Origin of the sequence: Microbacterium sp. A20 (genome assembly GCF_004794515.1) — a bacterium.
Lineage (GTDB): Bacteria > Actinomycetota > Actinomycetes > Actinomycetales > Microbacteriaceae > Microbacterium.
The window spans coordinates 22,852-45,227 of sequence record NZ_SSDF01000063.1; the positions used below are offsets into that span (position 1 = coordinate 22,852).

The following is a 22,376-nucleotide window of genomic DNA, read 5'->3' on the forward strand; positions in this document are numbered from 1 at the left end:
CGCCCAGCCTTTGGTAAGCCTGGCCTAATCTAACACGGAGGTTAGGTCCGCCTCACTTCGAGTCCTGACCACAGACCTCGTTTCGAATCGCGCGAATGGTGCAGATCACCGCCGAATCGGACGATTCGCGCGACTCGAATGCTGCGGGCACAGAAAAAGCCGGCCGGATCCGTGAGGATCCGGCCGGCTTCAGGAAGTCAGCGCGCGCTCAGAGAGCGCGGATGTTCGCCGCCTGCATGCCCTTGGGGCCACGCTCAGCGTCGAATTCGACCTTCTGGTTCTCGCGGAGCTCCTTGAAACCGGAGCCGGCGATAGCCGAGTAGTGGGCGAAGAGGTCGTCCGAGCCGTCATCGGGAGCGATGAAGCCGAAGCCCTTTTCCGCGTTGAACCATTTCACAGTGCCAGTGGCCATGTGTTTCTACTTTCTATTTGACTTAGCCGTTTGCACGGCCTACGCGGAATCGGAACATCCGACACGCGCGCTTGCTCAAGGTACCACGGCTGGCTGACGTGCAGCAGAGAACGTCGGATTCTGTTGCAGAAGAGCCGCCTCGGTGCGCGTGCTCACACCGAGCTTGCGCAACACCGCCGATACATGGACGCTCACGGTCTTGACGCTGATGAAGAGCCGCTCGCCGATCTGGCGGTTGCTCAAGCCCTCGGCGATGAGTTCGAGCACCTGCTTCTCGCGCGCGGTCAGCGGGTCGGCGCCGGCGGACGCCTCCGACGCGAGGCGCACCCCGAACCCCGCGTCGGTGGCGAACCGCGCGACGGCGGCCTGCAGGTGCGCATGCCCCAGAGCTTCCGCGATCTCCGCCGCCTCGGCGAGCACGACCGACGCCGCCGGTCGGTCGCCCTCATGCACCCGCATGCGCGCCTGCTCGAGCCGGAGCACGACGCGGAAGGTGACGGGCACGTCTTCCCCGTCGGCGCACAGCAGTGCCGCGTCGAGCGAGTCGGGGTGCGGTTCGAGCAGGGCGTCGAGGATGGTCGACCAGGCATCGTCTTGCAGCTGTGCGGGCTGCGCGAGCCAGGCGGTGCGGATCGCGTCGACGGCGGCCGCAACATCGGCGCCCTCTGCCCGCAGCTCGGCGATGAGCGCCCCGCCCTGCAGCAGGAGCCGCCGTTGGTGCAGCAGGGCCGGCCGTTCGTCCCGAAGCATCTCGAGGATGGTGTCGAGCGCTCCGCGGAGGTCGCCCGCGCTCTCGGCCACCGCGACCGTCATCATCACCCGGTCGTACCAGATCTGCCGCTCGGAGATGCCGGTCTCGTGGAAAGCCGGAAGCCATTCCTGCAGCAGCTCGTCGGCCTCGTCCGTCCTGCCCCGCCAGGCGAGAACCCGCACCCGGGTCATGCTCATGTACATGCGGAACACGCGCAGGGTTCCCTGCATCATGTCGCGCGACAGCATCTCCTCCACCCGGTCGATCTCACCGAGCTCGAGTAGGGGAACGACCATGTTCTGCGCCATGATCGACCCCGAGGTGCGCTCGACGCGCAGCTCCCGCGCGCGGCGCAGGCCCTCTTCGGCGACTTCGACCGCCTCGCGGTAGCGGCCGAGCAGGGTCAGCAGGTCGGAGTAGTTGACGCGGTACCGCATCTCGGCATTCGAGCCCGTCGCGAGGTCGCGCGCGCGTTCATACTGGCGCACGCCCGCCTCGACCTCGCCCAGGTGCGCGAGGGAGCCGCCGCGGACATTCGCCGCGATCGACAGCTGATCCGTGGACGGCGCCCCTGCGGCCCCACGCTCGGCCTCATCCGCGAGCCGGATCGCCTCTTCACGGTCGCCCGCGATCATGCGCCGGCTCGCGAGCTGGTTGAGCAGCTCGGCCCGGAAGACCTCGTCGTCGACATGCGCCTCGGCGATGGCCAGGGCCTGTTGCAGCAGCGGGATCGCCCCGAGGCGGCCGAGGTTGACCAGGTACAGCGCCTTGTTGCGCAGAAGTCGCGCATGCAGACGCGGCTCGACGGTCTCGGGGTCGACCTCGGCGAGCGCGAGGTTCGCCACAGCGAGCGCCCGTTCGCCGTCGCCGGCGTTGCGCAGGATCGACCCCAGCACCAGAAGCAGATCGAGGCGATCGAGGCGCGCGGCATCGGCGGCATCGGGGACGAGAGGCCACAGCTCCAGCGCGAGTTCGCCGAAGCGGGCGGCGGTCGCGAACGCATACTGCGCCTTCGCGTGGCGCATGGCATCGGCCGCGGCGACGAGAGCCTTCCGATCGTCTTGCGCGAGCTGCCAGTGGTACGCGAGCGCGGCAGCGTCGTCGCCCCCGTCGCTGCCCGAAGCCGCAGCCTCGAGGGCCTCGGCGTAGGCGCGATGCAGGCGGGCACGTTCACCGGGAAGCAGGTCGTCGTGCACGGCCTCGCGCAGGAGGGCATGCCGGAACCGATAGTCGTCGTCGGCCACGACCAGGATGCCGCTGCGCGTCGCCTCGCGGATCGCCTCGTCGAGCCGCTGCTCCGGAAGGTCGGCGAGGCGGGTGATCAGCGGATGCGACAGCGGACGCTCGGCACCGGAGGCGACTTTGACGACGTGCTGCGCATCGTCGCCGAGACGGTCGAACCGGGCCAGCAGCAGGTCGCGGAGTCCGTCGGGGAGGGGACCGTTCGCGCATCCCGCGATCTCTTCGACGAAGAACGGCACGCCCTCGGCCCGCTCCTGCATGCGATCGAAGGCGGCCTCGGAGAGTGGACGGCCGCTGATCCGCTCGGCCAGTTCCCGCACCGCGGCTGTGTCGAGCCGGGCGAGCGTGAGGCGCTCGAGCAGGCGCGCACGCGTGGCCTCGCCGATGAAACGGCTCACCGCGTCTCCGCGTCGCACGTCGTCGCTCCGGCAGGTGAGGAGCAGCAGGATGCGCCCACGGTCGAGCGCGCGCAGGAGGAAGGACAGGATGGCGAGCGTCGAATCATCGGCCCAGTGCAGATCTTCGACCACGAGCACCTGGGGTGCCCGCTCGGCGGCTGCCTCGATCAGGGAGGCGATGGCGTCGCGGAGTCGCTCGGGGCTGGTGCGCTCGCGGTCGGTCGGCGCATCCACGAGCTCCGGCAGCAGCATGGCCAGGGCCTCGACGCCCACCCCGACCGACTCGCGCACCCGCTCGACGCCCATGCACGTGACGATGGAGCGGAGGATGCCGGTGAGCGGGCCGTATGGCGTGCGGGAACCGCCGAGGTCGAGGCACCACCCCACATGGACGTCGGCGGTGTGCTCGATCTCGGCGGTGAACTCGCGCAGCAGCCGGGATTTGCCCATCCCCGCATCGCCCTCGACGAGCAGCGCCGCCGGCACCCCCTCACGCACGTCGTCGAACAGCCGGCGCACTTCGGCGAGCTCGGCCGCACGACCGACCATCACGGTGCTCGGTGCGGAGGAAGGCATGGGTTCATGATCCCACCCTCCGCCGACATTCGGGGCGGACCGCGATCCGGTCCGAACGGCCGCGTCGCTCACCGTGCGACGGAGGCCGTCCGGTCGCAGGCGGAGGCCGGATGCGAGGTCGACACGGTCGCGGCGCGGGACGTCACGGGTCGGGTCTTCGCGGTCTGGCTGCTGACGGATCGCCCCGCGTCCAGGCGGAAGATGCGGCGCAGCATCCGACGCGCCGCCCCCGGGGAACGAGGAACGATCTGGTCGGCGCGCTCGATGAGCATGCGCCGACGCGCGGCTGCGCGCTCCAGCTCCTCGTGCTGGTAACCGGTGTACTGCTCGGTGAAAAACGTGTGCTCGAACATGGGATCTCCTCGTCGGTGTGGTGTATCCCTACACTCCGCTCTGAGGTACCTCGCCGACATCGGACGGATTCCCTATCTTTCCGGTGCCGATGCCTAGGGGTGCCGCCTGGTGATGGCCACGACTAGGCGGGCGGCGTCTCCGCGCGCAGCGGCGACCGCCGGGCCGAGGGGCGCGACCGCGCCGGCACGAGGATCGCCATCACCCGCACGAGCGTGGCCATCCACAGCAGTCCGAGCCCGACGACGACGGCTTCGACCGCCGTGGCCGAGTACAGGCCGAACGGCACCCACAGCACGACGGCCACCACGATGAGTAGTCCGACGCCGACCGACGTGATCAGCAACGCGCGGGGAGGACCGGGGATGGCGGCCACGGTGGCGGCCGCGGCACCGAGGAACAGGACGAGTGTCGCGAAGGCGGCGATGTCGTGCGGGAGAGGCACCCGGTGCAGCGGCAGCAGGCCGACGGCGGCGAGCGCGACGCCGGTCGCCGCCCACAGCGCGACCACCGCGGCGATGCGCCGCAGAGCGGAGTCGCCGAGCATCCGGTGCAGGTCGCGGCCGATGTACGAGCCGACGGTCGCGATCAGGAGCCCTGCCACGACGAGGGTGCCGTTGAAGGCCCACCCGGATCCGAGTTGCGAGAAGTTCTCCTCCCACCAGCGCGGGTCGGCGGACGTGACCATGGCGAAGAGCGTGCCGATCACGAGGAATCCGAACAGGAGGGCAGACAGGTCGGCCGTGCGCAGTCCGATGCCGGCTCCGAAGGCGAAGCGGCCGCCGACGGCCGAGGCGACACCCGCGAGCAGACCTCCGCCGACCGCCGCGAGCTGCAGACCCTGGAGGCCGACGGCGAGGATCTCGGCGGTGAGCAGGACACCCATCACGGTGACCGCTCCGAAAGCGACGGTGAGCGCGACGGTCGAGAGGTCGGAGGCCACGGCCTGCCAGCGCGGCATCGGCCCGGTCTCCGCGCGACGGTGCATCAGCGTGCTCGTCAGGAACGCGGCGGCGGCGACGATGCCGGCGACCGCCGCGACCGGCACCGCGAGCGATCCTGGACCGGTGAGCGGGCGTGGGTCACCACGAAGGAGCAGGATGCCCGCGACGGCACCGACGACGAAGCAGACCGCGGTCGCCCATACGGCCCTCGTCTCGCCGCGCAGCTTCTCGTCCCGCTCCATGCGCCCATGCAAGCACGCACCCCGGACGCGCGGAAGATCCCGCTCCGCTCCGCTCGCGCTTCGAGTCGTCCGGGATGCGCCCGTCAGGCGTGCTGCAGAGCCTTGGGGGTGAAGTAGGTGACCTCTCCGGTCTCGTCCTCGATGCCGAAGATGAACTGCCCCGAGGGCGTCGCGCAGATGTCGATGACCTTTCCGCGTGAACGCGGGGTGATGACTTCGTCGCCCGGCTTGAATGTGGTCTTCGTCATGGCGCGATCGTACAGCGCTCGACGCGACGAGGCCCGGCGCCTGAACGGCATCCGGGCCTCGCCACCTGGGGTTCGAGGTCAGGCGTCGACGTCGCCGCGCCAGGCTCCGGTCTCGACGCCGCGGCCCTCGATGAACTCCTTGAAGTTCTGGAGGTCCTTCTTCACCGCGTGCCCGCCGGCGCCCACGAGGGAGCCGATCTTCTCGAGCAGCCCCTCGGGCGCCCAGTCCAGCTGCACGGTCACGCGCGTGGACGTGTCGTCGAGCTTGTGGAACGTCACGACACCCGCGTGCTCGGTCTCGCCGCCGGTGCTGTTCCACGCGACGCGCTCATCCGGGTGCTGCTCGGTGATCTCGGCGTCGAACTCGCGGGTCGCGCCGCCGACCTTCACCTTCCAGTGCGTGTGGGTGTCGTCGATCTGAGTGATCGACTCGACTTCGTCGAGGAACTTCGGGAAGCTCTCGAACTGCGTCCACTGGTTGTACGCCGTGCGGACGGGGACGTCGACGTCGATGGTCTCGATGATCTGCACCATGTGATGCTCCTCACTTCTCGTCGTTCGTGTCATCCCATTCAGCCCGGAGCAGCGAGGATCGGCCACGGGGTTGACAGCCGCGTCATCGCACGTCGATCATCCGCGGCGTCGCGGCGCTACCGTTGAGGTCATGCGCATCCCCGCCGCGATCCGCGCCTCCCAGCGCTCTCCGCTGCTGCAGGTCGTGAAGTCGGCCGCGGCGACGATCGCGGCGTGGCTCATCGCGGGATGGGTGTTCCCCGCGCAGCTGCCGGTGTTCGCCGCGATCGCCGCGCTCCTGGTCGTGCAGCCGAGTGTGAACCAGTCGCTGTCGAAGGCGCTCGAGCGCAGCATCGGGGTGATCGCCGGCGTGGTGATCGCCGTCGCGCTCGGGCTGCTCCTGGGCTCGCCGAGCTGGATCGTGCTGCTCGCGATCGTCGTCGCGATGCTCGTGGCGTGGATCTTCCGCGCCTCGCCCGGCACCGGCAATCAGGTCGCGATCTCGGCGATGCTCGTGCTGGCACTGGGATCCTCCAGCCCGGAATACGCGTTCGCGCGCATCGTGGAGACCCTGATCGGCGTGGTGATCGGCATCGTCGTGAACGCGCTCATCGTGCCGCCGGTGCTGGTCGCCCCCGCTCGGCGCGACGTCGGGCTGCTCGGGCGAGAGCTCGCCGCCAGCCTCGACCGCCTGGCCGTCGCGCTGCCGGAGCCGCAGACGGCCGCCCAGCTGCAGGAGCTCATGCTCGAGGTGCGGCTGCTGCGTCCGATGAAGGATGCCGCCGACGCATCCATCGCCGCCGGTGAGGAGTCGCTCACCCTGAACCCGCGGCGCTCGAATCATCGCAGCGAACTGCAGGAGCTGCGGGAGCTGCTCGAGCGACTGTCACCGATCGTGACCCAGACGATCGGCATGACCCGCGCGTACTTCGACCACTACGACGACACGATCGGCGAAGAGCCCGCAGTGGCCGCGATCGCCGAGCAGCTGCGTCGCGCCGGACACGACGTGCGCCTCGCCGTACAGGTCGCCGAGGCGTCGCCCGAGCCCGACACGGAGACGAGCGCGATCCCCGCGCTCACCGCACCGCTCGTGATCCGCCCGCCGGCGTCGCAGCACTGGATCCTGATCGGCTCGCTCATGGAGGATCTGCGCCGCATCCGGGGCGAGCTGCTCGACGAAGACTGACCGACTCCGCCTACGCTGGTGGCATGTCCGACATGACCGTCGCGGAGGCGCTGGGCGAGCTCGCCGCGCTGGAGGATCCGAAGATGCGCGCCGCCAACGAGAAACGCGGCGACGACCACGGCATCAACCTCAGCCGGATGCGCGCGCTCGCGAAGCGGATCAGGACCGACCAGCCGCTCGCGCAGGAGCTCTGGGCGACCGGTGAGACCCCGGCGCGGCTCCTCGCCCTGCTGATCTGCCGCCCGCGCGAGTTCCGCGCCGACGAGCTCGACGCCATGCTGCGCGAGACCCGCCCGCCGAAGGTCAACGACTGGTTCGTGAACTACGTCGCCAAGAAGTCGCCGCTCGCCGAAGAGCTGCGGCTGCGCTGGTTCGACGACCCGGATCCCACGGTGGCCGCAGCCGCCTGGTCGCTCACGACGGTTCGGGTGATGAAAGACGCGGAGGGCCTGGACCTGCCGCACCTGCTCGACCTCATCGAGCGCGATCTGAAGGATGCTCCATCGCGTCTGCAGTGGGCGATGAACGAGACTCTCGCGAACATCGGCATCTACCACCCGGAGTACCGCGCGCGAGCGCTGGAGATCGGCGAGCGACTCCAGGTCCTCGCCGACTACCCGACCGCACCGGGCTGCACCTCCCCCTTCGCACCGCTGTGGATCGGCGAGATCGTGCGACGCCGCGAGGGCTGAGCGCTCGTCCGGTCTGCCGTCTGCGCACACGACGCGAAGGAGATCTCACGCTCTGAAGGAGAGCATCCGGGATCCGCTCCTTCATTTCGTGAGATCTCCTTCGGAACGGGTGGGCGCGGCATCCGCCTGGGAGATCAACAGGCGTGTCTCGACGCGATTCCGCATATGAGCCAGTAACGTTATACACTTTATGAGTTGCGCGGGCTTTGGGGGGACTGCACAGGGTGGTCTCTGCGCGTGCGACACGACCTGGGGAGCATCATGGCTACGCAAGACGAACTGAACGCGCTCATCACCGACATCGCGCACGACATCAACGGTTTCATCGGCGCCTCCGTCGTCGATCTCGAATCCGGGATGCCACTGGCCTCGAGCTCGGTCCGACCGGACTTCGACCTCGATGTGGCCAGCGCCTACAACAGTGAGATCGTCAAGAACAAGATGCGTACGATCGAGGCGCTCGGTCTCGACGCGACCCTCGAAGACATGCTGCTCACCCTCGACACGCAGCTCCACCTGCTCAAGATGATCACCGATGAGACGTTCATCTACCTCGCCGCGGATCGCCAGGCGACGAACCTCGCACTTCTCCGCTCCGCAGTGAACCGCCATCTTGCGGCTCTGAACGCTTGACCGGCGAGGCCGTGCGCAGCGACGGCCTCGAGGAGATCTCGTGGGTGCGTGCCGCGTCGGTGGAGACGCCGATGCGGCGGGCACGCTGGAGGCACGTGAATCTGCCGAACCGCTACCGGCTCATCTTCGCCGGGCCGGTCGGCGCGGGGAAGACGACGGCCGTCCGCGCACTGAGCGACGTCCCTCCGGTCGACACCGACGTTCCGATCTCGGCCGGATCGGCGGAGTACGGCGACGGCGAGAAGACCACCACCACGGTGGGCCTCGACTACGGCGCGTGGAAACCCACGCCCGAGATCTCCGTCACCCTCATCGGGGTTCCCGGGCAAGACCGTTTCGCTCCCGCCCGACGAAGATCCTCGACCGCAGACACGCGCATCCTTCTCTGGCTGCGTGCCGACCGGTCGCACCTCGCCGCCGACGCCGCCGCGTGGATTCCTCGGTTCGCCGGCGACGGTCAGCGAATGGTCATCGCCGTCAGCCACTGCGCAGAAGAGGCGATGGGCACAGTACGCCAGGAACTCACCGAGGTCCTGGCGCGATACGGGATCCCCGCGAATCGCGTTCATGCCGCCGACGCCCGCGATCGCGACAGCGTGATGCGCGTCGCCTGCGTGGCCCTTGACCTTCCGGAAGAAGAGTCGTGAACACACACATCCGAACAGACGAACCCCCTCTCCCGAACGACGCCGCGCGCCGGGACGACGCGACCCACGGAGGCGACCCCGTGCTCATGCATCCGGAGATCGCGGCCCACTGGGAGCTCTGGTCGAGCGTCGTCAGCCAGGCTGCACTCACCCGACTGCGCCATCTGCAGGAGCGCTTCCCCGAGCTGACGACGGCCGTCCTCTCGACCGCCGACGGCCTGCACATCGCCTCCGTCGGCACGCGAGAGGAGACGGGTGAGCGGCTGGCGGCGATCAACGGTTCGCTGTTCGGCGTCGCCAGGGCCGAGGCCGAGATCATCTCCGGCGGGACGGAACCGAGCCTGTCAGCCGTCGTCTCGGTGTCGATCGGGCAGAGCCAGCTGTCATTGCTCAGCTTCGTCCTCGCACCCTACGGCCAACTGCTCCTGTCGGTATCGGCAGCGGGAGTCCAGGTCGGCACCGTGATCGTGCAGGCACGCTCGGCGGCCTACGAGCTCATCACCGCCCTCGGGCTCGCCGGCGTGCCCGGCTAGCCCTGCAGTCGCTGGCTACGCTGGGGCCATGAGCACGCACATCGCCGCAGAGCCCGGCCAGATCGCCCCCATCGTCCTGTTCCCCGGCGACCCGCTGCGAGCGAAGTGGATCGCCGAGACGTTCCTCGACGACGCCGAGCTGTACTCCGAGACCCGGGGCATGCTGGGTTTCACCGGCACCTGGGAGGGGCACCGCATCTCGGTGCAGGGTTCGGGCATGGGCCAGCCGTCTATGGCGATCTACGCGAACGAGCTGTTCGACTCCTACGACGTGCAGACGATCGTGCGGGTCGGGTCGTGCGGGGCGCTGACCGAGCGCGTCAAGGTGCGCGACATCATCATCGCCAACGGCGCGTCCACGGATTCCGGCATCAACCGCGTGCGCTTCCACGGGCTCGACTACGCGCCGGTCGCGGACTTCGGCCTCCTGCGCGCGGCCGTGGAGGCGAGCGAGGCGGAAGGCCTCGAGTCGACCGTGCATGTCGGGCAGCTGTTCTCGAGCGACCAGTTCTACAGCACCCGTCCCGAGCTCACGGAGCCGTTCGTGCAGCACGGCATCCTCGGCGTCGAGATGGAAGCGGCCGGGCTCTACACGCTCGCAGCGTACTACGGTCGGCGCGCCCTCGCGATCTGCACGGTCAGCGACCACATCGTCACGGGCGAGGAGACCACAGCGCAGGAGCGCGAGCAGACCTTCGGCGACATGATCCGCATCGCCCTGCGCGCCGCGACCGCGTAGCGCGGCATCCGTTGCTCCCCCGCCGAGCGCGGCACCGTTCCTCCCCCGCGCGATTCGCCGCGCCTGGCCGTTCGGCCGGTCAGCGAGATCAGGCGAAACCGCCGCATCAGGCAATCCAGCGGCATATCCTCCTGATCTCGCACGATTGCCTGATGCGGCCGGCGCAGGAGGGGTGAGACGCAGTGCGCACGCGCATGGGGGATGATCGAAGGACCATGACTTCCCCACCGCGGCTCGATCCCGCCCTCGTTCCGGACGCCGCGGATCCGGATGCCGTCTACCTCGCCTTCGTCGAATGGGCGGAGTCGACCGGCATCAGCCTCTACCCCGCGCAGGACGAGGCGGTCATCGAGATCGTCTCCGGCAACAACCTGATCCTCTCCACTCCCACCGGGACCGGGAAGTCGCTCGTCGCGATCGGCGCGCACTTCGCCGCCCTCATCGCCGGCCGGCGCAGCTACTACACCGCCCCGATCAAGGCGCTCGTGAGCGAGAAGTTCTTCGCGCTGGTCGATGTCTTCGGCGCCGAGAACGTCGGCATGGTCACGGGCGACTCCTCGGTCAACGCCGATGCCCCGATCATCTGCTGCACCGCCGAGATCCTCGCGAACCTCTCGCTGCGCCAGGGCACGGATGCCGACGTCGGCCAGGTCGTGATGGACGAGTTCCACTTCTACGCCGACCCCGACCGCGGGTGGGCCTGGCAGGTGCCGCTGCTCGAGCTGCCGCAGGCGCAGTTCATCCTGATGTCGGCGACCCTCGGCGACGTGACCGAGCTCGCCGCCGACCTCACCCGCCGCACCGGCCGCGAGACGGCGACCGTGACCGGCGTCGAGCGCCCCGTCCCCCTGCACTTCTTCTACGAGACCACGCCGATCCACGAGACCATCGACGACCTGCTGAACACCGGGCAGGCGCCGATCTACGTCGTGCACTTCTCGCAGGCTGCGGCCATGGAGCGGGCGCAGGCGCTGTCCAGCACGAAGGTCGCCACCCGTGAGCAGCGCGATGCGATCGCGGCACTGATCGCCGAGTTCCGCTTCACGACCGCGTTCGGCAAGACGCTCTCGCGTTTCCTCCGCGCCGGGATCGGCGTGCACCACGCCGGCATGCTGCCGAAGTACCGTCGTCTGGTCGAGCAGCTCGCCCAGCGCGGACTGCTGCGCGTCATCTGCGGCACCGACACCCTCGGCGTCGGCATCAACGTGCCGATCCGCACCGTGCTGCTCACCGCGCTGACGAAGTTCGACGGCACCCGGATGCGGCAGCTGAACGCCCGCGAGTTCCATCAGATCGCCGGTCGCGCCGGGCGGGCGGGGTACGACACCGCCGGGACGGTCGTCGCCCAGGCTCCGGAGCACGAGAGCGAGAACGTCGCCGCGGTGAAGAAGGCCGGCGACGACCCGAAGAAGAAGCGCAAGATCGTCCGCAAGAAGGCGCCCGACGGCTTCGTCTCGTGGGGCGAGCCGTCGTTCCGCAAGCTCATCGACGCGGTGCCCGAGACGCTGACCTCTCACATGCAGATCACGAGCGCCATGATGCTCAACGTGATCGCGCGCGGCGGCGATGTCTTCGCGAATATGCGCTCGCTGGTATACGACAACCATGAGCCGCGGAAACGGCAGCGCGAACTCGCGCTCCGCGCCATCGGCATCTACCGCACGCTTCGCGAATCGGGCATCGTCGAGAAGACTCCGGAGGGCGACATCCGCCTCACGGTCGACCTGCAGCCGAACTTCGCGCTCAACCAGCCGCTGTCGCCGTTCGCCCTCGCCGCGTTCGAGCTGCTCGACCCCGACGCTTCGACCAGCTCAGCGACCCAGGGGGTTGGCACCGGTTCGTACGCCCTCGACATGATCTCGATCGTGGAGTCGACCCTCGACGATCCTCGTGCCGTGCTCAGCCAGCAGGAGTTCCTCGCCCGCGGCGAAGCGGTCGCCGCGATGAAATCCGAGGGTATCGAGTACGACGAGCGGATGGAGCTGCTCGAGCAGATCACGTACCCGAAACCGCTCGACGAGCTGCTGACAGCGGCATTCGAGACGTTCAGCGCCGCGCAGCCGTGGATCCGCGACTTCGAGCTGCACCCGAAGTCGGTCGTGCGCGACATGTACGAGCGGGCCATGTCGTTCGGGGAATATGTCGCCTACTACAAGATCGCGCGCTCCGAAGGCGTGGTGCTGCGCTACCTCTCCGACGCCTACCGCGCGGCCTCGCAGACCATCCCGGAGGAGTTCAAGGACGAAGACCTCCGCGACCTCATCGAGTGGCTCGGCGAGCTGGTGCGCCAGGTCGACTCCAGCCTGCTCGACGAGTGGGAAGAGCTGATCGCCGGGGTCGACAACGGCCGCTTCGATCCGCACGCGCCTGACGAGCCGATCGTCCCCCCGGCCCCCAAGCGCCTCACGAGCAACATCCGCGCCTTCCGCATCCTGGTGCGCAACGAGCTGTTCCGCCGGGTGCAGCTCGCGGCGCGAGAAGACGTGGACGCCCTGGCCGAGCTCGACCCCGGTTTCGGCGCCGACGCCTGGTCGGATGCGCTCGACGGGTACTACGCCGACCACGACGAGATCCTCACCGGCGGAGATGCCCGCAGCTCGAAGCTGCTCATCCTCACCGAGGGTGCCACGGCCTGGACCGCGCGACAGATCTTCGACGACCCCGCCGGCGACCACGACTGGGGCATCACCGCGACGATCGACCTGGCTGCCTCCGACGAAGCAGGTCAGGCCGTCGTTACCGTGACGGGCGTGGACCGGCTGTAGCGCTCCGGAGCGCCACCACCGCGTGGGCGGACATCTCCCTCATGGGCGGATGTTTCGCGGGAGGATCACCTCCCGATGCGGAGTTCTCCGCCCAGAGGTGTTGCCCTTCAGCCCCGGATCACGCCTGCATGACAGCGAGCACATTCCCGGCGGGATCGCGGAACCACGCGATGTCCGGCCCCTGCCCGTTGCCGCGGACGATGCCGCGGGAGTCGGAGGGGAACTCGTCGTCGCTGTAGATCTTCGTCTGCACGCCCCGCGCGATGAGCTCGTCCACCGCGGCGTCGACATCCGCCACCGGGAAGTTCAGGATGGTGAAGCTCGCCGGCGTGTGGTTCGGCTTCGAGTACACGAGGATCGACCCGCCGCTGGGCAGCCGCAGGTCGAGGAACCCCATCGCGTTGACCTCGACGTCGAGGCCGAGGGTCGTGCCGTAGAACTCTTTCGCCGCGTCGATGTCGTCGACGCTGAATCCGCTGAATGCGTTGTCCGCTGTGAAGGCCGCCATGACTCCATGGTCCGCCGTCGCCCGGCGGTTGTCGAGGGGGTCATCGACGGATGCGGGCCGTGAGCCGGTCGGTCGCACGCAGCGGATCGAACAGCACTCCGAGGCCGCAGCGCACGAGCAGCGCATGCACCCCCAGACAGATCGCGATCACCACCGCGGTCAGCACGACCGGGACGACGGCCTCGAGCACCGGCGTCGTCCGCCATCCGGCAGCGTGCAGCCCCGCATCGATCAGCGCGAGGGGCATCATGTGCAGCACGTAGATCGGCAGGGTCCGCCGCCCGATCCAGCGCAGCGGTCGCGCGACGGCCCCGACGTGCCGGTCGAGGAGCACGCTGAGCGACACCCCGAACGCCACCGCGACCAGGCAGAGCAGCGGCCATGTGCCGGGCACGAGGCGGATGCCGAGCACCGAGACCACCGCGAGCGCTCCCGCGTACCCGGCGGCGAGCGCGAGCAGCACCCCGACCCCGCTCCCCATCGCGAAGCGTTCGACGACAGCCCGCAGTCGCAGCCCGACGAGGAAGAAGAACAGGTTCTGCACCAGCTGCCACAGGTTGCCGAGATCGGGGAGCACGCCTGCACCGGCGACCGCCGCGATGACGAACGCGACCGGCAGCACCACGGCGGTCGGGAGCCCGCGCGCCGCCCGCCCGACCGCGAGGTACACGGCGAGCGCGAGCAGGTACCAGAGGTTCGTCGGACTGATGGTGAGCTGCGCGAGCAGCTCCCACCCGCTGGTCGCCCGAGCCGTGTCGAACTCCGGTGCCAGCGCGAGCACGACCGTCTGGATGAGCACCCACACCAGGTAGAGCAGCGCGAGCCGCCCGGCCCGTCGCCGCCAGGAGCCGCCGTCCACGTCGAGCACCGCCCGCGCCGCGAACATCCCGGAGACCAGGAAGAACAGCGGGATACGCAGCGGCAGCAGCTGGGCGTTGAGCATCACCCAGGCATCCGTCACCGGACCCGCACCGGGGAGGCCGACCGCGACCTTCGTGACCACGTGCCAGAGCACGACGAGCAGGATGCAGATGCCCTTCGCGACATCCGGCCATCCGACCCGTGGCGCAGGCGTGGTCACGAGGCCGCGCGCACGAGTCGCGAGACCAGGTCGACGTACGTCACGCCCGCCGCGTCGAACATGCGCGGCACCTGCGAGGCGGCGGTGAGCCCCGGCATCGTGTTGACCTCGTTCAGCACCGGACCGCGGTCGGTGAGGAAGAAGTCCATGCGCGCGACGCCGTCGCACCCGAGCGCATCGAACACGGCGATCGCGGCCCGTTTGAGCGCGCCCGCGTCGGCGGCCTCCAGCTGCGCCGGCACCGTGAATCGCGCACTGCCGTCGTACTTGGTGGCCGTGTCGAAGAGCCCGGTCGCGTGGATCTCCAGCGGCGGCGCCGCCCACCGGATGCCGCCCTTCTCGCGCAGCACCGCCACGTCGATCTCCCGCCCCCGCACGACCTCCTCGACGAGGATGCGGCGATCGAAGCGCGCCGCCTCCCGCAGCGCCGCGAGCAGCTGCCCCTCCTCCGTCACGAGACCCACTCCGTGACTCGACCCCGCCGACACGGGCTTGACCACGACCTCCCCCTCGAACTCCACATCGCCGATGTCGTCGGCCGCGACCAGTCGACCGCGGGCGGTGCCGAGGCCCACGGCATCCGCGACGAGCTTGGTCGTCCACTTGTCCATGCCGATGGCTCCCGCCCGCAGCCCCGACCCGACCACACGCACTCCGGCGAGCGCACACAGGGCCGCGAGGGCACCGTCTTCGCCCAGAGCACCGTGCACCGCGGGGAAGACCACGTCGGTGCGGGTGAGCAGCGGCAGCGCGAGCGCGAGCGACTCGGCCGCCGATCCCCCGTTCGGGCGCCCGTCGACGCGCCAGATCCCGTCGCGGTCGATCGTCACGGTCGTCACGTCGTGATCGCCCATCCGCAGCGCCGCGGCCACCGCCGCCGCGGATGCCAGGGAGACCTCGTGCTCGGCGTTCTGCCCACCCCCGATGACCAGCACCTTCGTCGTCATGCCACACTCCTCTGCACTCGTGCACCGATGCCGGTGACGATGGTGTGCGGGATGGTGCCCGCCCACCGCGCCCACTCCTGCACCGACGGCACCGCCCCACCCTCCGGCCCGAACACTGTGGCGACGGCACCGCGCGGGAACAGCGCGGAACCGGTGTCGACGACGATCTGGTCCATGGAGATCCTCCCCACGATCGGATGCCGCACCCCGCCGATCTCCACCCCGGCGCCCGGGGAGAGCTCGCGCGGAATGCCGTCGGCGTACCCGACGCCGACCACGCTCAGGTGCGTCTCCCGGTCGGTCGTGTGCGCACCGCCGTAGCCGACCGCGGTCCCGGCCGGCACGAGGGCGCTGTGCACCACGGGTGCGGTCCACCGTGATGCCCCGGCGAGCACGGTCGTCTCGGAGGGGTCGATCCCCACCAGACCGGCTCCGACCCGCACCAGGTCGAAGTGCGTCGCCGGATCCGTCAGCGCCCCCGACGTCGCGGCGAGATGCACGAGCACCGGACCGAAGCCCGCCCGCAGCACCGCATCCCGCCCGTGCCGCATGCCCCGCACCGCCGCCGCGTTCGCCGCGGGATCGGCCTCGTCCGCCCGCGGCAGATGCCCCATCACTCCGACGACGTCCACCCGCCCCCGACCGGTGCGCGCGAGCCGGAGCAGTTCCGGCCACTCCTCCAGCGGTGCGCCACCACGGGCCATCCCCGTGTCGAGCTGCAGGTGCACGCGCACCGGGTCGGCGGCATCCGCGATCAGCTGACGCAGCTCCTCGATCGAGCCGACCGCGATGTCCACGCGGTGCGCGGCTGCGGCGGCCGCATCCACGCCAGAGGGGTTCAACCAGGAGAGGATCGGCACCGTGAGACCGGCCTGGCGGAGCGCGACGGCTTCGGCCACATTCGTGACACCGAGCCACTCGGCGCCGGCGTCGACCGCGGCCCGCGCGACGGTGACGGCACCGTGCCCGTAGCCGTCGGCCTTGACCACGGCCATGATGCGCGCGGTCGTCGCGGCCCGCACCCGCCGCAGATTCTCGGCGACGGCATCCGGGATCGTCTGCAGGGTCGGTGCGTGCAGGCGCGAGAGCGTCACACGCTCGGGGGCGAGAAGAGTGGTCATCGCTTCGTCCTCGGATCGGCGGTCGGGTCGGCGAGCATCTCGGGGCAGCCCTCGTCGACGGCATCCGGACGCAGTTCGTAGTGCCAGGTCTCGTTGGCGTAGATCTGGCAGAGCCCGTAGCGCCACCCCCGCTGCGCGAGCCAGTCGAGCGCGGGCAGCGGGCCCAGGTCCACGGCGTCGCCCGTCACGTGCTCCGAGGTCTCGGGCGTGGCCACCCAGCGCCTGGCCTCGGCCTCCGATCCGTACTGCACGATCGCGTCCTGCAGCATCCGCTCCTGCAGGGCGGGCGTGCGCCATCCGCTGTTCACACGGAACGTGATGCCGTCGTCCTCGGCATCGGATGCCGCTCGCTGCAGAGCCGCGAGCAGGTCGGGATCGAGGTTGCCGACCGCCACCCTGTCCACGTCGAACACGGTCGGCTGGTCGCCGTCGCGGATCACGCCGTCGGCCTCGCTCGGCGCGATGACCGAGCCGGTGACACCTCCGTTCGGCACGGGCGTGAGGCCCGGCAGCGGACCGGTGCGTGCGGCGTCGGCGAACGCGACGGACAGCGACTGCTGCACCGCGAACACGACGATCACGGCGAGGGCGAGAGCGACGGCCACGACGACGAATCGACGGCGGCGCCGCGCTCTCGGGAGGCGGGGGATGGTGCGGGTGTTCATGCTTCCCAGTGAAGGATCCCGCCGGTTGCGAGGGCGTATGCGCTTTTCCATATGCTCCCGATATGTCGCACTGCGTAGGATCTGACCCATGCGTGTGCTGATCGTCGAGGACGAGCCCTACCTCGCCGAGGCGGTCCGCGACGGCCTGCGCCTGGAGGCGATCGCGGCCGACATCGCCGGCGACGGCGACACCGCCCTGGAGCTGCTGAGCATCAACTCCTACGACCTCGCCGTACTCGACCGCGATGTGCCCGGCCCGTCCGGCGACGACATCGCCCGGTGGATCGTCGCCTCCGGCAGCGGCATCCCGATCCTGATGCTGACCGCCGCCGACCGCCTCGACGACAAGGCGAGCGGCTTCGAGATCGGCGCCGACGACTACCTGACCAAGCCGTTCGAACTCCGCGAGCTGGTGCTGCGACTGCGCGCCCTCGACCGCCGCCGACAGCGCAGCAGACCGCCGGTGCTCGAGGTCGCAGGGCTCCGCCTGGACCCGTTCCGCCGCGAGGTGTACCGCGACGACCGCTACGTCGCCCTCACCCGCAAGCAGTTCGCCGTGCTGGAGGTGCTGGTCGACGCCGAGGGCGGGGTGGTCAGTGCCGAGGAGCTGCTCGAGCGGGCCTGGGACGAGAACGCCGACCCGTTCACGAACGCCGTGCGCATCACGGTGTCGTCGCTGCGCAAGCGCCTGGGCGAGCCGTGGCTGATCCTGACCGTGCCCGGAGTCGGCTACCGGATCGGGACGGATGCCGATGCCTAGGCGCCGCGGGATGAGCGCCCGCCTCAAACTCACGCTGAGCTACGCGGTGATCGTGGTGGTGTCCGGCGGTCTGCTCCTCGCCGCGGTCGGACTCTTCCTGCTGCGCTACGTGCCGGACACCGTCGACTTCTTCCCCAATCGCGGCGACCTCAGTCGGGCCTTCGTGCCGGTGGCCTCGATGGTCATGCTGGTGCTGCTCGCGTTCGGACTCGGCGCAGGCTGGCTGCTCGCCGGACGGATGCTGGCGCCGCTCGACCGCATCGGAGACGCGGCCCGTCTCGCCGCGCAGGGGTCGCTGTCGCACCGGGTCGCGCTCGCGGGCCCCCGCGACGAGTTCCGCGATCTGGCCGACGTCTTCGACTCGATGCTCGAGCAGCTCGAGGCGCACGTCGCCGAGCAGCAGCGGTTCGCGGCGAACGCCTCGCACGAGCTGCGAACCCCGCTCGCGATCTCGCAGACCCTGCTCGAGGTCGCCGAAGCCGATCCTGACCGGGATGTCGACGCCCTGATCGCGCGTCTGCGCGAGGTGAACACCCGGGCGATCGAACTCACCGAGGCGCTGCTGCTGCTGAGCCGCGCCGACCGCCGGACGTTCCCGCGCGAGATCGTCGACCTCTCCCTCCTCGCCGAGGGGGCGGTGGAAGCACTGCTGCCGCTCGCCGACCGACGTGGCGTGGCTGTGGAGGTGGGCGGTGCGCCCGCGCCGGTGCTCGGGTCGGCGGCACTGCTGCCGCAGCTGGTCACCAACCTCGTGCTCAACGCGATCGTGCACAACCTGTCGTCCGGTGGGGCCGTGGCCGTGCGCACGCACGCGATGCCCGAGGCGGTCGCGCTGGTGGTCGAGAACACCGGCGAGGTGCTGCCGGCACCTCTCGTGGCGACCCTCGTCGAGCCGTTCCAGCGCGGGGCCGAGCGCACCCGCGACGACGATCATGCCGGGGCGGGCCTCGGCCTCGCGATCGTCGACCGCATCACCCAGGCGCACGGCGGCACCCTGGTGCTCACCCCGCGCCCGGACGGCGGCCTGATCGTGACGGTGTGGCTGCCGCATCCGTACCCGGCGTCCGTACCCGCCTGACTCCCGGCGGTCCGGCATCCGTCCGTCGCGGTCCGTCCCGCCCGGTGCCCCGAGGTTCACCTGTCGGGGGTTTTCACGGATGTCGGACCGGAACGCGGTTTCCGGTCCGACATCCGGACATTCTCCCGACAAGTGGAGCCCGACAAGTGGACCCGGGCAAGTCGGACCCGGGCAAGGTGAACCGGCCCGGATGCCGCGGCTCAGGCCACGCGGGGGTCGCGCGTCGCGGCGAGCTCGCGGCCGAAGGTGCGGGCGTCGGCCTCGGCGTTCTCCTTGAGCTCGCGTGCGGTGTCGGCGAAGGCGTCGAGCGCCGGGTTCACGCCCACCAGGGTGAAGGGACGCTGCACGACGCGCAGGTCGAGGCCCCAGACGTCTTCGAGCACGCGGCGCAGCCAGCCGGTCGAGTGGTCCCAGCCCTCCTTGGGCGAGCCGGGCGCGTAGTTGCCGCCGAGCACGGTGACGAGCGTCGCGGGCTTGCCGTTCAGCGCGGTGCCGGTCGGGTCGATGCGCGGGTCGGTGTATGCCAGGTCGAACCAGGTCTTGAAGTGCTGCGAGACGCCGTAGTTGTACAGCGGCACGGCGAACAGCAGGGCATCGGCGCCGATCAGCTCATCGGCGAACGAGGTCGCGAGCGCGCGGGCGTCGTTCTGCGCGGGAGTGCGCTGGGCCTCGTCGACGAAACCGCCGGTGACGGCATCCGCCCAGGCGGTCGCGGGTACGGGGTCGCTCGCCAGGTCGCGGCGGGTGACGGTCGAGTCGGGGTGGGACGCGGTCCACTCGGCCTCGACGAGGTCGGCGAGCGCGCGGCTGGCGGACGACGCGGGAAGGATGCTGGCATCCAGGCGGAACAGGGACATGGGCCTACCTCTCGTTTTCGTAGTCGCTAGGTTTTTATTAGCAACACCGGTTAACGTAGCACGGGTAGGATGTGTGCATGGCCGAGGTCGAGGAAGAACGTCAGGTGTGTGACGCCGCCGTCACACTGGCCTTCAGCGTGCTCGGCAAGCGGTGGAACGGGATGATCGTGTCGACGCTCGGCGGTGGCCCTTCGACCTTCGTCGCGCTGCGCCGCGCGGTCGCGGGAATCAGCGACACCGTGCTCTCCGACCGCCTGGCCGAACTCGCCGATGCCGGTCTCGTCGCGCGCACGGTCGACGCCGGCCCGCCGATCACGGTGTCCTACGCCCTCACCGCCAGCGGCGAAGGGCTGCTGCCGATCCTCGACGACCTCGGCCGCTGGGCCTCCGCCAACCTCGCCGCACGCGCGCACTGACGCCCCCGGCGGCACCGTCGCTGTGCCGTTTGTCGGGAGTTCGCCCGGATGCGGGTCAGGAAACCGCGTTCCCGCCCGACATCCGTGAATCCTCCCGACGGATGAACCGCGGGGAGGACATACAGGCCGTCACCAGGGGCTGGGCTCGTAGTCCTTCAGGAACACGCCGTGGATGTCTTCGCCGGCCTCGCCGCGCACGATCGGGTCGTACACGCGAGCCGCGCCGTCGACCAGGTCGAGCGGGGCGTGGAAGCCCTCCTCAGCGAGTCGCACCTTCGTGTAGTGCGGGCGCTCGTCGGTGATCCATCCGGTGTCGACGGCGGTCATCAGGATGCCGTCTTTCTCGAGCATCTCGCCCGCGCTGGTGCGGGTGAGCATGTTGAGCGCGGCCTTCGCCATGTTCGTGTGCGGGTGCCCGGGGCCCTTGTAGCGGCGGGAGAACTGCCCCTCCATGGCCGACACGTTCACCACGTACTTGCGGTGCGAGTCGGATGCCGCCATCGACGCGCGCAGCCGGCTGATCAGCAGGAACGGTGCGGTCGTGTTGGCCAGTTGCACCTCGAGCATCTCCAGCGGATCGACCTGCTCGATCGACTGCACCCAGCTGTTGACCCGGTTCACATCGGGAACGAGTCCGCCGGCGTCGATGGCCGTGCCGTCGGCGTGCTTCTCGAGCGACGACGATCCGGGAGCCATCGCGAGGCGTGCGAGGTCTTCGGCTGTGAGCGCCTGGCCGCCCTGCTCGGCGACCGTGCCACCGAGGGCCGCGACCGAGAGCAGCGGATGCGCATCGACCGATGCCTGCAGCGCCTGGGGGTGCGGATCGGCGGTGTGCCCGAACGTCTCCATCTCGGGCAGCGGACCGTCGGGAAGCGGCTGCAGCTCGGCATCCGCCAGCAGCGAGTAGGCACCCGGCGAGCGGCGAACGGTCTGGGCGGCGTTGTTGATCAGGATGTCGAGCGGGCCCTGAGCCGCGACCGAGTCGGCGAGCCCGATCACCTGAGCGGGGTCGCGCAGGTCGATGCCGACGACGCGCAGACGGTGCAGCCAATCGGCCGAGTCGGGAAGGGCAGCGAAGCGGCGCACGGCATCGCGCGGGAACCGGGTCGTGATGGTCGTGTGTGCTCCGTCGCGCAGCAGCCGCAGCGCGATGTGCATGCCGATCTTGGCGCGGCCGCCCGTGAGCAGGGCACGCTTGCCGGTGAGGTCGGTGCGGGCGTTGCGCTTGCCGTGGCTGAAACGCGCGCAGTCCGGGCAGAGCTGGTGGTAGAAGGCATCCACCTGCGTGTACGGCTGCTTGCAGATGTAGCAGTTGCGGGGCTTGAGCAGCTCGCCCGCGATCGGGGCGTCGACGACACTGGTGGCGAGGTCGTTGCCGCGGGTCTCGTCGTCGATGCGGTCGGGCGCTCCCGTGGCCGTGCGGGCGACCACGGCCTTGTCGGCCTCGGCGATCGCGTCGCGGATCTCCTTGCGCCGCACGCGCTTGACGGCCTTGAACATCGCCGCGGTCGCGTGGCGCACGGCGACGAAGTCCGGATGCTCGTTGTCGATCTGGTGCAGCTCGGCCAGCACGCGAAGAGTCGTGGCGAGATCGTCGGGGTCGACGCCCGGTCCGAGGTCGGGTGCTGCGTCGGAGGGGGCGTCGGTCATTGTGCCGATTTTACGCGAGTGTCCTGGGGGTATGCCCCGCCCCCTGTTCCCCGGCATCCACCCCGCTGCCGAGTGCACGGCTTGTCGTCGAGTGCACGGCTTGTCCGCGCAGGGAAGCCGTGCACTCGACAAGAACCCGTGCACTCGGCGAGATGCGATGCGCACGGAGAGACGCGACGCGCGGAGACGCAGCGCGACGCGGAAGCATCCGCCCCGCCCCCCTCGCCGCCGCCACCGCTGCTCTGTCCATGCCGAGTGCACGGCTTGGTGCCGAGCGCACGGCTTGTCGACGCAGGAAACCCATGCACTCGACACGAACCCGTGCACTCGACACCCTAGACGCGACCCGGACCGACGCGCGCGGCAGCGCGGAGCGCGGCAGCGCGACGCGCGGCAGCGCGGAGCGCGGCAGCGCGAC

23 protein-coding genes are annotated in these 22,376 nt (G+C 70.0%); 10 read left to right on the forward strand and 13 right to left on the reverse strand.

Annotated features, from left to right (window positions below; all coding sequences use genetic code 11):
• Positions 1–208: 208 nt before the first annotated feature.
• The 6 genes from DW298_RS05220 to DW298_RS05240 form a co-directional block, all read right to left on the reverse strand.
• Positions 209–412: a cold-shock protein gene (locus tag DW298_RS05220; protein ID WP_017831237.1), complete on the reverse strand. Its 204-nt coding sequence runs from the start codon at positions 410–412 to the stop codon at positions 209–211.
• A 75-nt stretch (positions 413–487) separates the two neighbouring features.
• On the reverse strand, positions 488–3,379 hold the full coding sequence (locus DW298_RS19720; protein WP_136041400.1) for a LuxR family transcriptional regulator: 2,892 nt from the start codon (positions 3,377–3,379) through the stop codon (positions 488–490).
• A gap of 68 nt (positions 3,380–3,447) precedes the next feature.
• Positions 3,448–3,732 carry a hypothetical protein gene (locus DW298_RS05230; protein WP_136041401.1) on the reverse strand — a complete coding sequence of 95 codons (285 nt, stop codon included), beginning with the start codon at positions 3,730–3,732 and terminating at the stop codon, positions 3,448–3,450.
• A 122-nt stretch (positions 3,733–3,854) separates the two neighbouring features.
• Complete coding sequence (locus tag DW298_RS05235) at positions 3,855–4,916, reverse strand: DUF998 domain-containing protein (protein ID WP_240745022.1); 1,062 nt, start codon at positions 4,914–4,916, stop codon at positions 3,855–3,857.
• Between the two features lie 83 nt (positions 4,917–4,999).
• Positions 5,000–5,164 carry a hypothetical protein gene (locus tag DW298_RS19240; RefSeq protein ID WP_168429539.1) on the reverse strand — a complete coding sequence of 55 codons (165 nt, stop codon included), beginning with the start codon at positions 5,162–5,164 and terminating at the stop codon, positions 5,000–5,002.
• Positions 5,165–5,242: 78 nt separating this feature from the next.
• Positions 5,243–5,698, reverse strand: a complete 456-nt coding sequence (locus DW298_RS05240) for an SRPBCC family protein (protein ID WP_136041402.1) — start codon at positions 5,696–5,698, stop codon at positions 5,243–5,245.
• 130 nt (positions 5,699–5,828) lie between these two features.
• Between DW298_RS05240 and DW298_RS05245 the strand changes: the two genes are divergently transcribed.
• The 7 genes from DW298_RS05245 to DW298_RS05275 all read left to right on the forward strand — a co-directional run bounded on the left by DW298_RS05245 (position 5,829) and on the right by DW298_RS05275 (position 12,875).
• On the forward strand, positions 5,829–6,866 hold the full coding sequence (locus DW298_RS05245; RefSeq protein WP_136041403.1) for an FUSC family protein: 1,038 nt from the start codon (positions 5,829–5,831) through the stop codon (positions 6,864–6,866).
• A gap of 23 nt (positions 6,867–6,889) precedes the next feature.
• Positions 6,890–7,558: a DNA alkylation repair protein gene (locus DW298_RS05250; RefSeq protein ID WP_136041404.1), complete on the forward strand. Its 669-nt coding sequence runs from the start codon at positions 6,890–6,892 to the stop codon at positions 7,556–7,558.
• A gap of 261 nt (positions 7,559–7,819) precedes the next feature.
• On the forward strand, positions 7,820–8,191 hold the full coding sequence (locus tag DW298_RS05255; RefSeq protein WP_136041405.1) for a hypothetical protein: 372 nt from the start codon (positions 7,820–7,822) through the stop codon (positions 8,189–8,191).
• Positions 8,188–8,838: a hypothetical protein gene (locus DW298_RS05260; protein WP_136041406.1), complete on the forward strand. Its 651-nt coding sequence runs from the start codon at positions 8,188–8,190 to the stop codon at positions 8,836–8,838. The genes DW298_RS05255 and DW298_RS05260 overlap by 4 nt, the downstream gene beginning before the upstream one ends.
• Positions 8,835–9,371, forward strand: coding sequence for a hypothetical protein (locus DW298_RS05265; protein WP_136041407.1), 537 nt, complete (start codon positions 8,835–8,837; stop codon positions 9,369–9,371). The genes DW298_RS05260 and DW298_RS05265 overlap by 4 nt, the downstream gene beginning before the upstream one ends.
• A 28-nt stretch (positions 9,372–9,399) precedes the next feature.
• Positions 9,400–10,110 (forward strand): purine-nucleoside phosphorylase, encoded by a 711-nt coding sequence (gene deoD / locus DW298_RS05270; RefSeq protein ID WP_136041408.1) that lies wholly within the window; start codon positions 9,400–9,402, stop codon positions 10,108–10,110.
• A gap of 215 nt (positions 10,111–10,325) precedes the next feature.
• A complete protein-coding gene (locus tag DW298_RS05275; protein WP_136041409.1) occupies positions 10,326–12,875 on the forward strand; it encodes a DEAD/DEAH box helicase in 2,550 nt (849 codons plus the stop codon).
• Between the two features lie 118 nt (positions 12,876–12,993).
• Here the strand turns inward: DW298_RS05275 and DW298_RS05280 are convergent, their stop codons facing one another.
• The 5 genes from DW298_RS05280 to DW298_RS05300 are packed head-to-tail and all read right to left on the reverse strand — an operon-like array spanning position 12,994 to position 17,197.
• Positions 12,994–13,383 (reverse strand): VOC family protein, encoded by a 390-nt coding sequence (locus DW298_RS05280; RefSeq protein ID WP_136041410.1) that lies wholly within the window; start codon positions 13,381–13,383, stop codon positions 12,994–12,996.
• Between the two features lie 40 nt (positions 13,384–13,423).
• The gene (locus DW298_RS05285) at positions 13,424–14,464 is read right to left on the reverse strand and encodes an acyltransferase family protein (RefSeq protein ID WP_136041411.1); all 1,041 of its coding nucleotides are present in this window, start codon (positions 14,462–14,464) and stop codon (positions 13,424–13,426) included.
• Positions 14,461–15,411: a D-alanine--D-alanine ligase gene (locus DW298_RS05290; RefSeq protein WP_136041412.1), complete on the reverse strand. Its 951-nt coding sequence runs from the start codon at positions 15,409–15,411 to the stop codon at positions 14,461–14,463. The genes DW298_RS05285 and DW298_RS05290 overlap by 4 nt, the downstream gene beginning before the upstream one ends.
• The gene (gene alr, locus DW298_RS05295) at positions 15,408–16,532 is read right to left on the reverse strand and encodes an alanine racemase (protein WP_136041413.1); all 1,125 of its coding nucleotides are present in this window, start codon (positions 16,530–16,532) and stop codon (positions 15,408–15,410) included. The genes DW298_RS05290 and alr overlap by 4 nt, the downstream gene beginning before the upstream one ends.
• A complete protein-coding gene (locus tag DW298_RS05300) occupies positions 16,529–17,197 on the reverse strand; it encodes a M15 family metallopeptidase (protein WP_136041414.1) in 669 nt (222 codons plus the stop codon). The genes alr and DW298_RS05300 overlap by 4 nt, the downstream gene beginning before the upstream one ends.
• Before the next feature lie 88 nt (positions 17,198–17,285).
• Between DW298_RS05300 and DW298_RS05305 the strand changes: the two genes are divergently transcribed.
• Both DW298_RS05305 and DW298_RS05310 read left to right on the forward strand, forming a co-directional pair.
• A complete protein-coding gene (locus DW298_RS05305; RefSeq protein WP_136041415.1) occupies positions 17,286–17,957 on the forward strand; it encodes a response regulator transcription factor in 672 nt (223 codons plus the stop codon).
• Positions 17,958–17,967: 10 nt separating this feature from the next.
• The gene (locus DW298_RS05310) at positions 17,968–19,035 is read left to right on the forward strand and encodes a HAMP domain-containing sensor histidine kinase (protein ID WP_136041416.1); all 1,068 of its coding nucleotides are present in this window, start codon (positions 17,968–17,970) and stop codon (positions 19,033–19,035) included.
• 200 nt (positions 19,036–19,235) lie between these two features.
• Here DW298_RS05310 and DW298_RS05315 read toward each other — a convergent pair whose 3' ends face one another.
• A complete protein-coding gene (locus DW298_RS05315) occupies positions 19,236–19,892 on the reverse strand; it encodes an NAD(P)H-dependent oxidoreductase (RefSeq protein WP_136041417.1) in 657 nt (218 codons plus the stop codon).
• A 77-nt stretch (positions 19,893–19,969) separates the two neighbouring features.
• Between DW298_RS05315 and DW298_RS05320 the strand changes: the two genes are divergently transcribed.
• Positions 19,970–20,308, forward strand: coding sequence for a helix-turn-helix domain-containing protein (locus tag DW298_RS05320; protein ID WP_136041418.1), 339 nt, complete (start codon positions 19,970–19,972; stop codon positions 20,306–20,308).
• Positions 20,309–20,437: 129 nt separating this feature from the next.
• Here the strand turns inward: DW298_RS05320 and DW298_RS05325 are convergent, their stop codons facing one another.
• Positions 20,438–21,958, reverse strand: coding sequence for an SDR family NAD(P)-dependent oxidoreductase (locus DW298_RS05325; RefSeq protein WP_136041419.1), 1,521 nt, complete (start codon positions 21,956–21,958; stop codon positions 20,438–20,440).
• Positions 21,959–22,376: the final 418 nt, after the last annotated feature.

Bases quoted from the DNA above. Each gene is read 5' to 3' on its own strand.
- DW298_RS05220 (WP_017831237.1), bottom strand. From the start codon at position 412: ATGGCCACTGGCACTGTGAAATGGTTCAACGCGGAAAAGGGCTTCGGC.
- DW298_RS19720 (WP_136041400.1), bottom strand. From the start codon at position 3,379: ATGCCTTCCTCCGCACCGAGCACCGTGATGGTCGGTCGTGCGGCCGAG.
- DW298_RS05230 (WP_136041401.1), bottom strand. From the start codon at position 3,732: ATGTTCGAGCACACGTTTTTCACCGAGCAGTACACCGGTTACCAGCAC.
- DW298_RS05235 (WP_240745022.1), bottom strand. From the start codon at position 4,916: ATGGAGCGGGACGAGAAGCTGCGCGGCGAGACGAGGGCCGTATGGGCG.
- DW298_RS19240 (WP_168429539.1), bottom strand. From the start codon at position 5,164: ATGACGAAGACCACATTCAAGCCGGGCGACGAAGTCATCACCCCGCGT.
- DW298_RS05240 (WP_136041402.1), bottom strand. From the start codon at position 5,698: ATGGTGCAGATCATCGAGACCATCGACGTCGACGTCCCCGTCCGCACG.
- DW298_RS05245 (WP_136041403.1), top strand. From the start codon at position 5,829: ATGCGCATCCCCGCCGCGATCCGCGCCTCCCAGCGCTCTCCGCTGCTG.
- DW298_RS05250 (WP_136041404.1), top strand. From the start codon at position 6,890: ATGTCCGACATGACCGTCGCGGAGGCGCTGGGCGAGCTCGCCGCGCTG.
- DW298_RS05255 (WP_136041405.1), top strand. From the start codon at position 7,820: ATGGCTACGCAAGACGAACTGAACGCGCTCATCACCGACATCGCGCAC.
- deoD (WP_136041408.1), top strand. From the start codon at position 9,400: ATGAGCACGCACATCGCCGCAGAGCCCGGCCAGATCGCCCCCATCGTC.
- DW298_RS05275 (WP_136041409.1), top strand. From the start codon at position 10,326: ATGACTTCCCCACCGCGGCTCGATCCCGCCCTCGTTCCGGACGCCGCG.
- DW298_RS05280 (WP_136041410.1), bottom strand. From the start codon at position 13,383: ATGGCGGCCTTCACAGCGGACAACGCATTCAGCGGATTCAGCGTCGAC.
- DW298_RS05290 (WP_136041412.1), bottom strand. From the start codon at position 15,411: ATGACGACGAAGGTGCTGGTCATCGGGGGTGGGCAGAACGCCGAGCAC.
- alr (WP_136041413.1), bottom strand. From the start codon at position 16,532: ATGACCACTCTTCTCGCCCCCGAGCGTGTGACGCTCTCGCGCCTGCAC.
- DW298_RS05300 (WP_136041414.1), bottom strand. From the start codon at position 17,197: ATGAACACCCGCACCATCCCCCGCCTCCCGAGAGCGCGGCGCCGCCGT.
- DW298_RS05305 (WP_136041415.1), top strand. From the start codon at position 17,286: ATGCGTGTGCTGATCGTCGAGGACGAGCCCTACCTCGCCGAGGCGGTC.
- DW298_RS05310 (WP_136041416.1), top strand. From the start codon at position 17,968: ATGAGCGCCCGCCTCAAACTCACGCTGAGCTACGCGGTGATCGTGGTG.
- DW298_RS05315 (WP_136041417.1), bottom strand. From the start codon at position 19,892: ATGTCCCTGTTCCGCCTGGATGCCAGCATCCTTCCCGCGTCGTCCGCC.
- DW298_RS05320 (WP_136041418.1), top strand. From the start codon at position 19,970: ATGGCCGAGGTCGAGGAAGAACGTCAGGTGTGTGACGCCGCCGTCACA.
- DW298_RS05325 (WP_136041419.1), bottom strand. From the start codon at position 21,958: ATGACCGACGCCCCCTCCGACGCAGCACCCGACCTCGGACCGGGCGTC.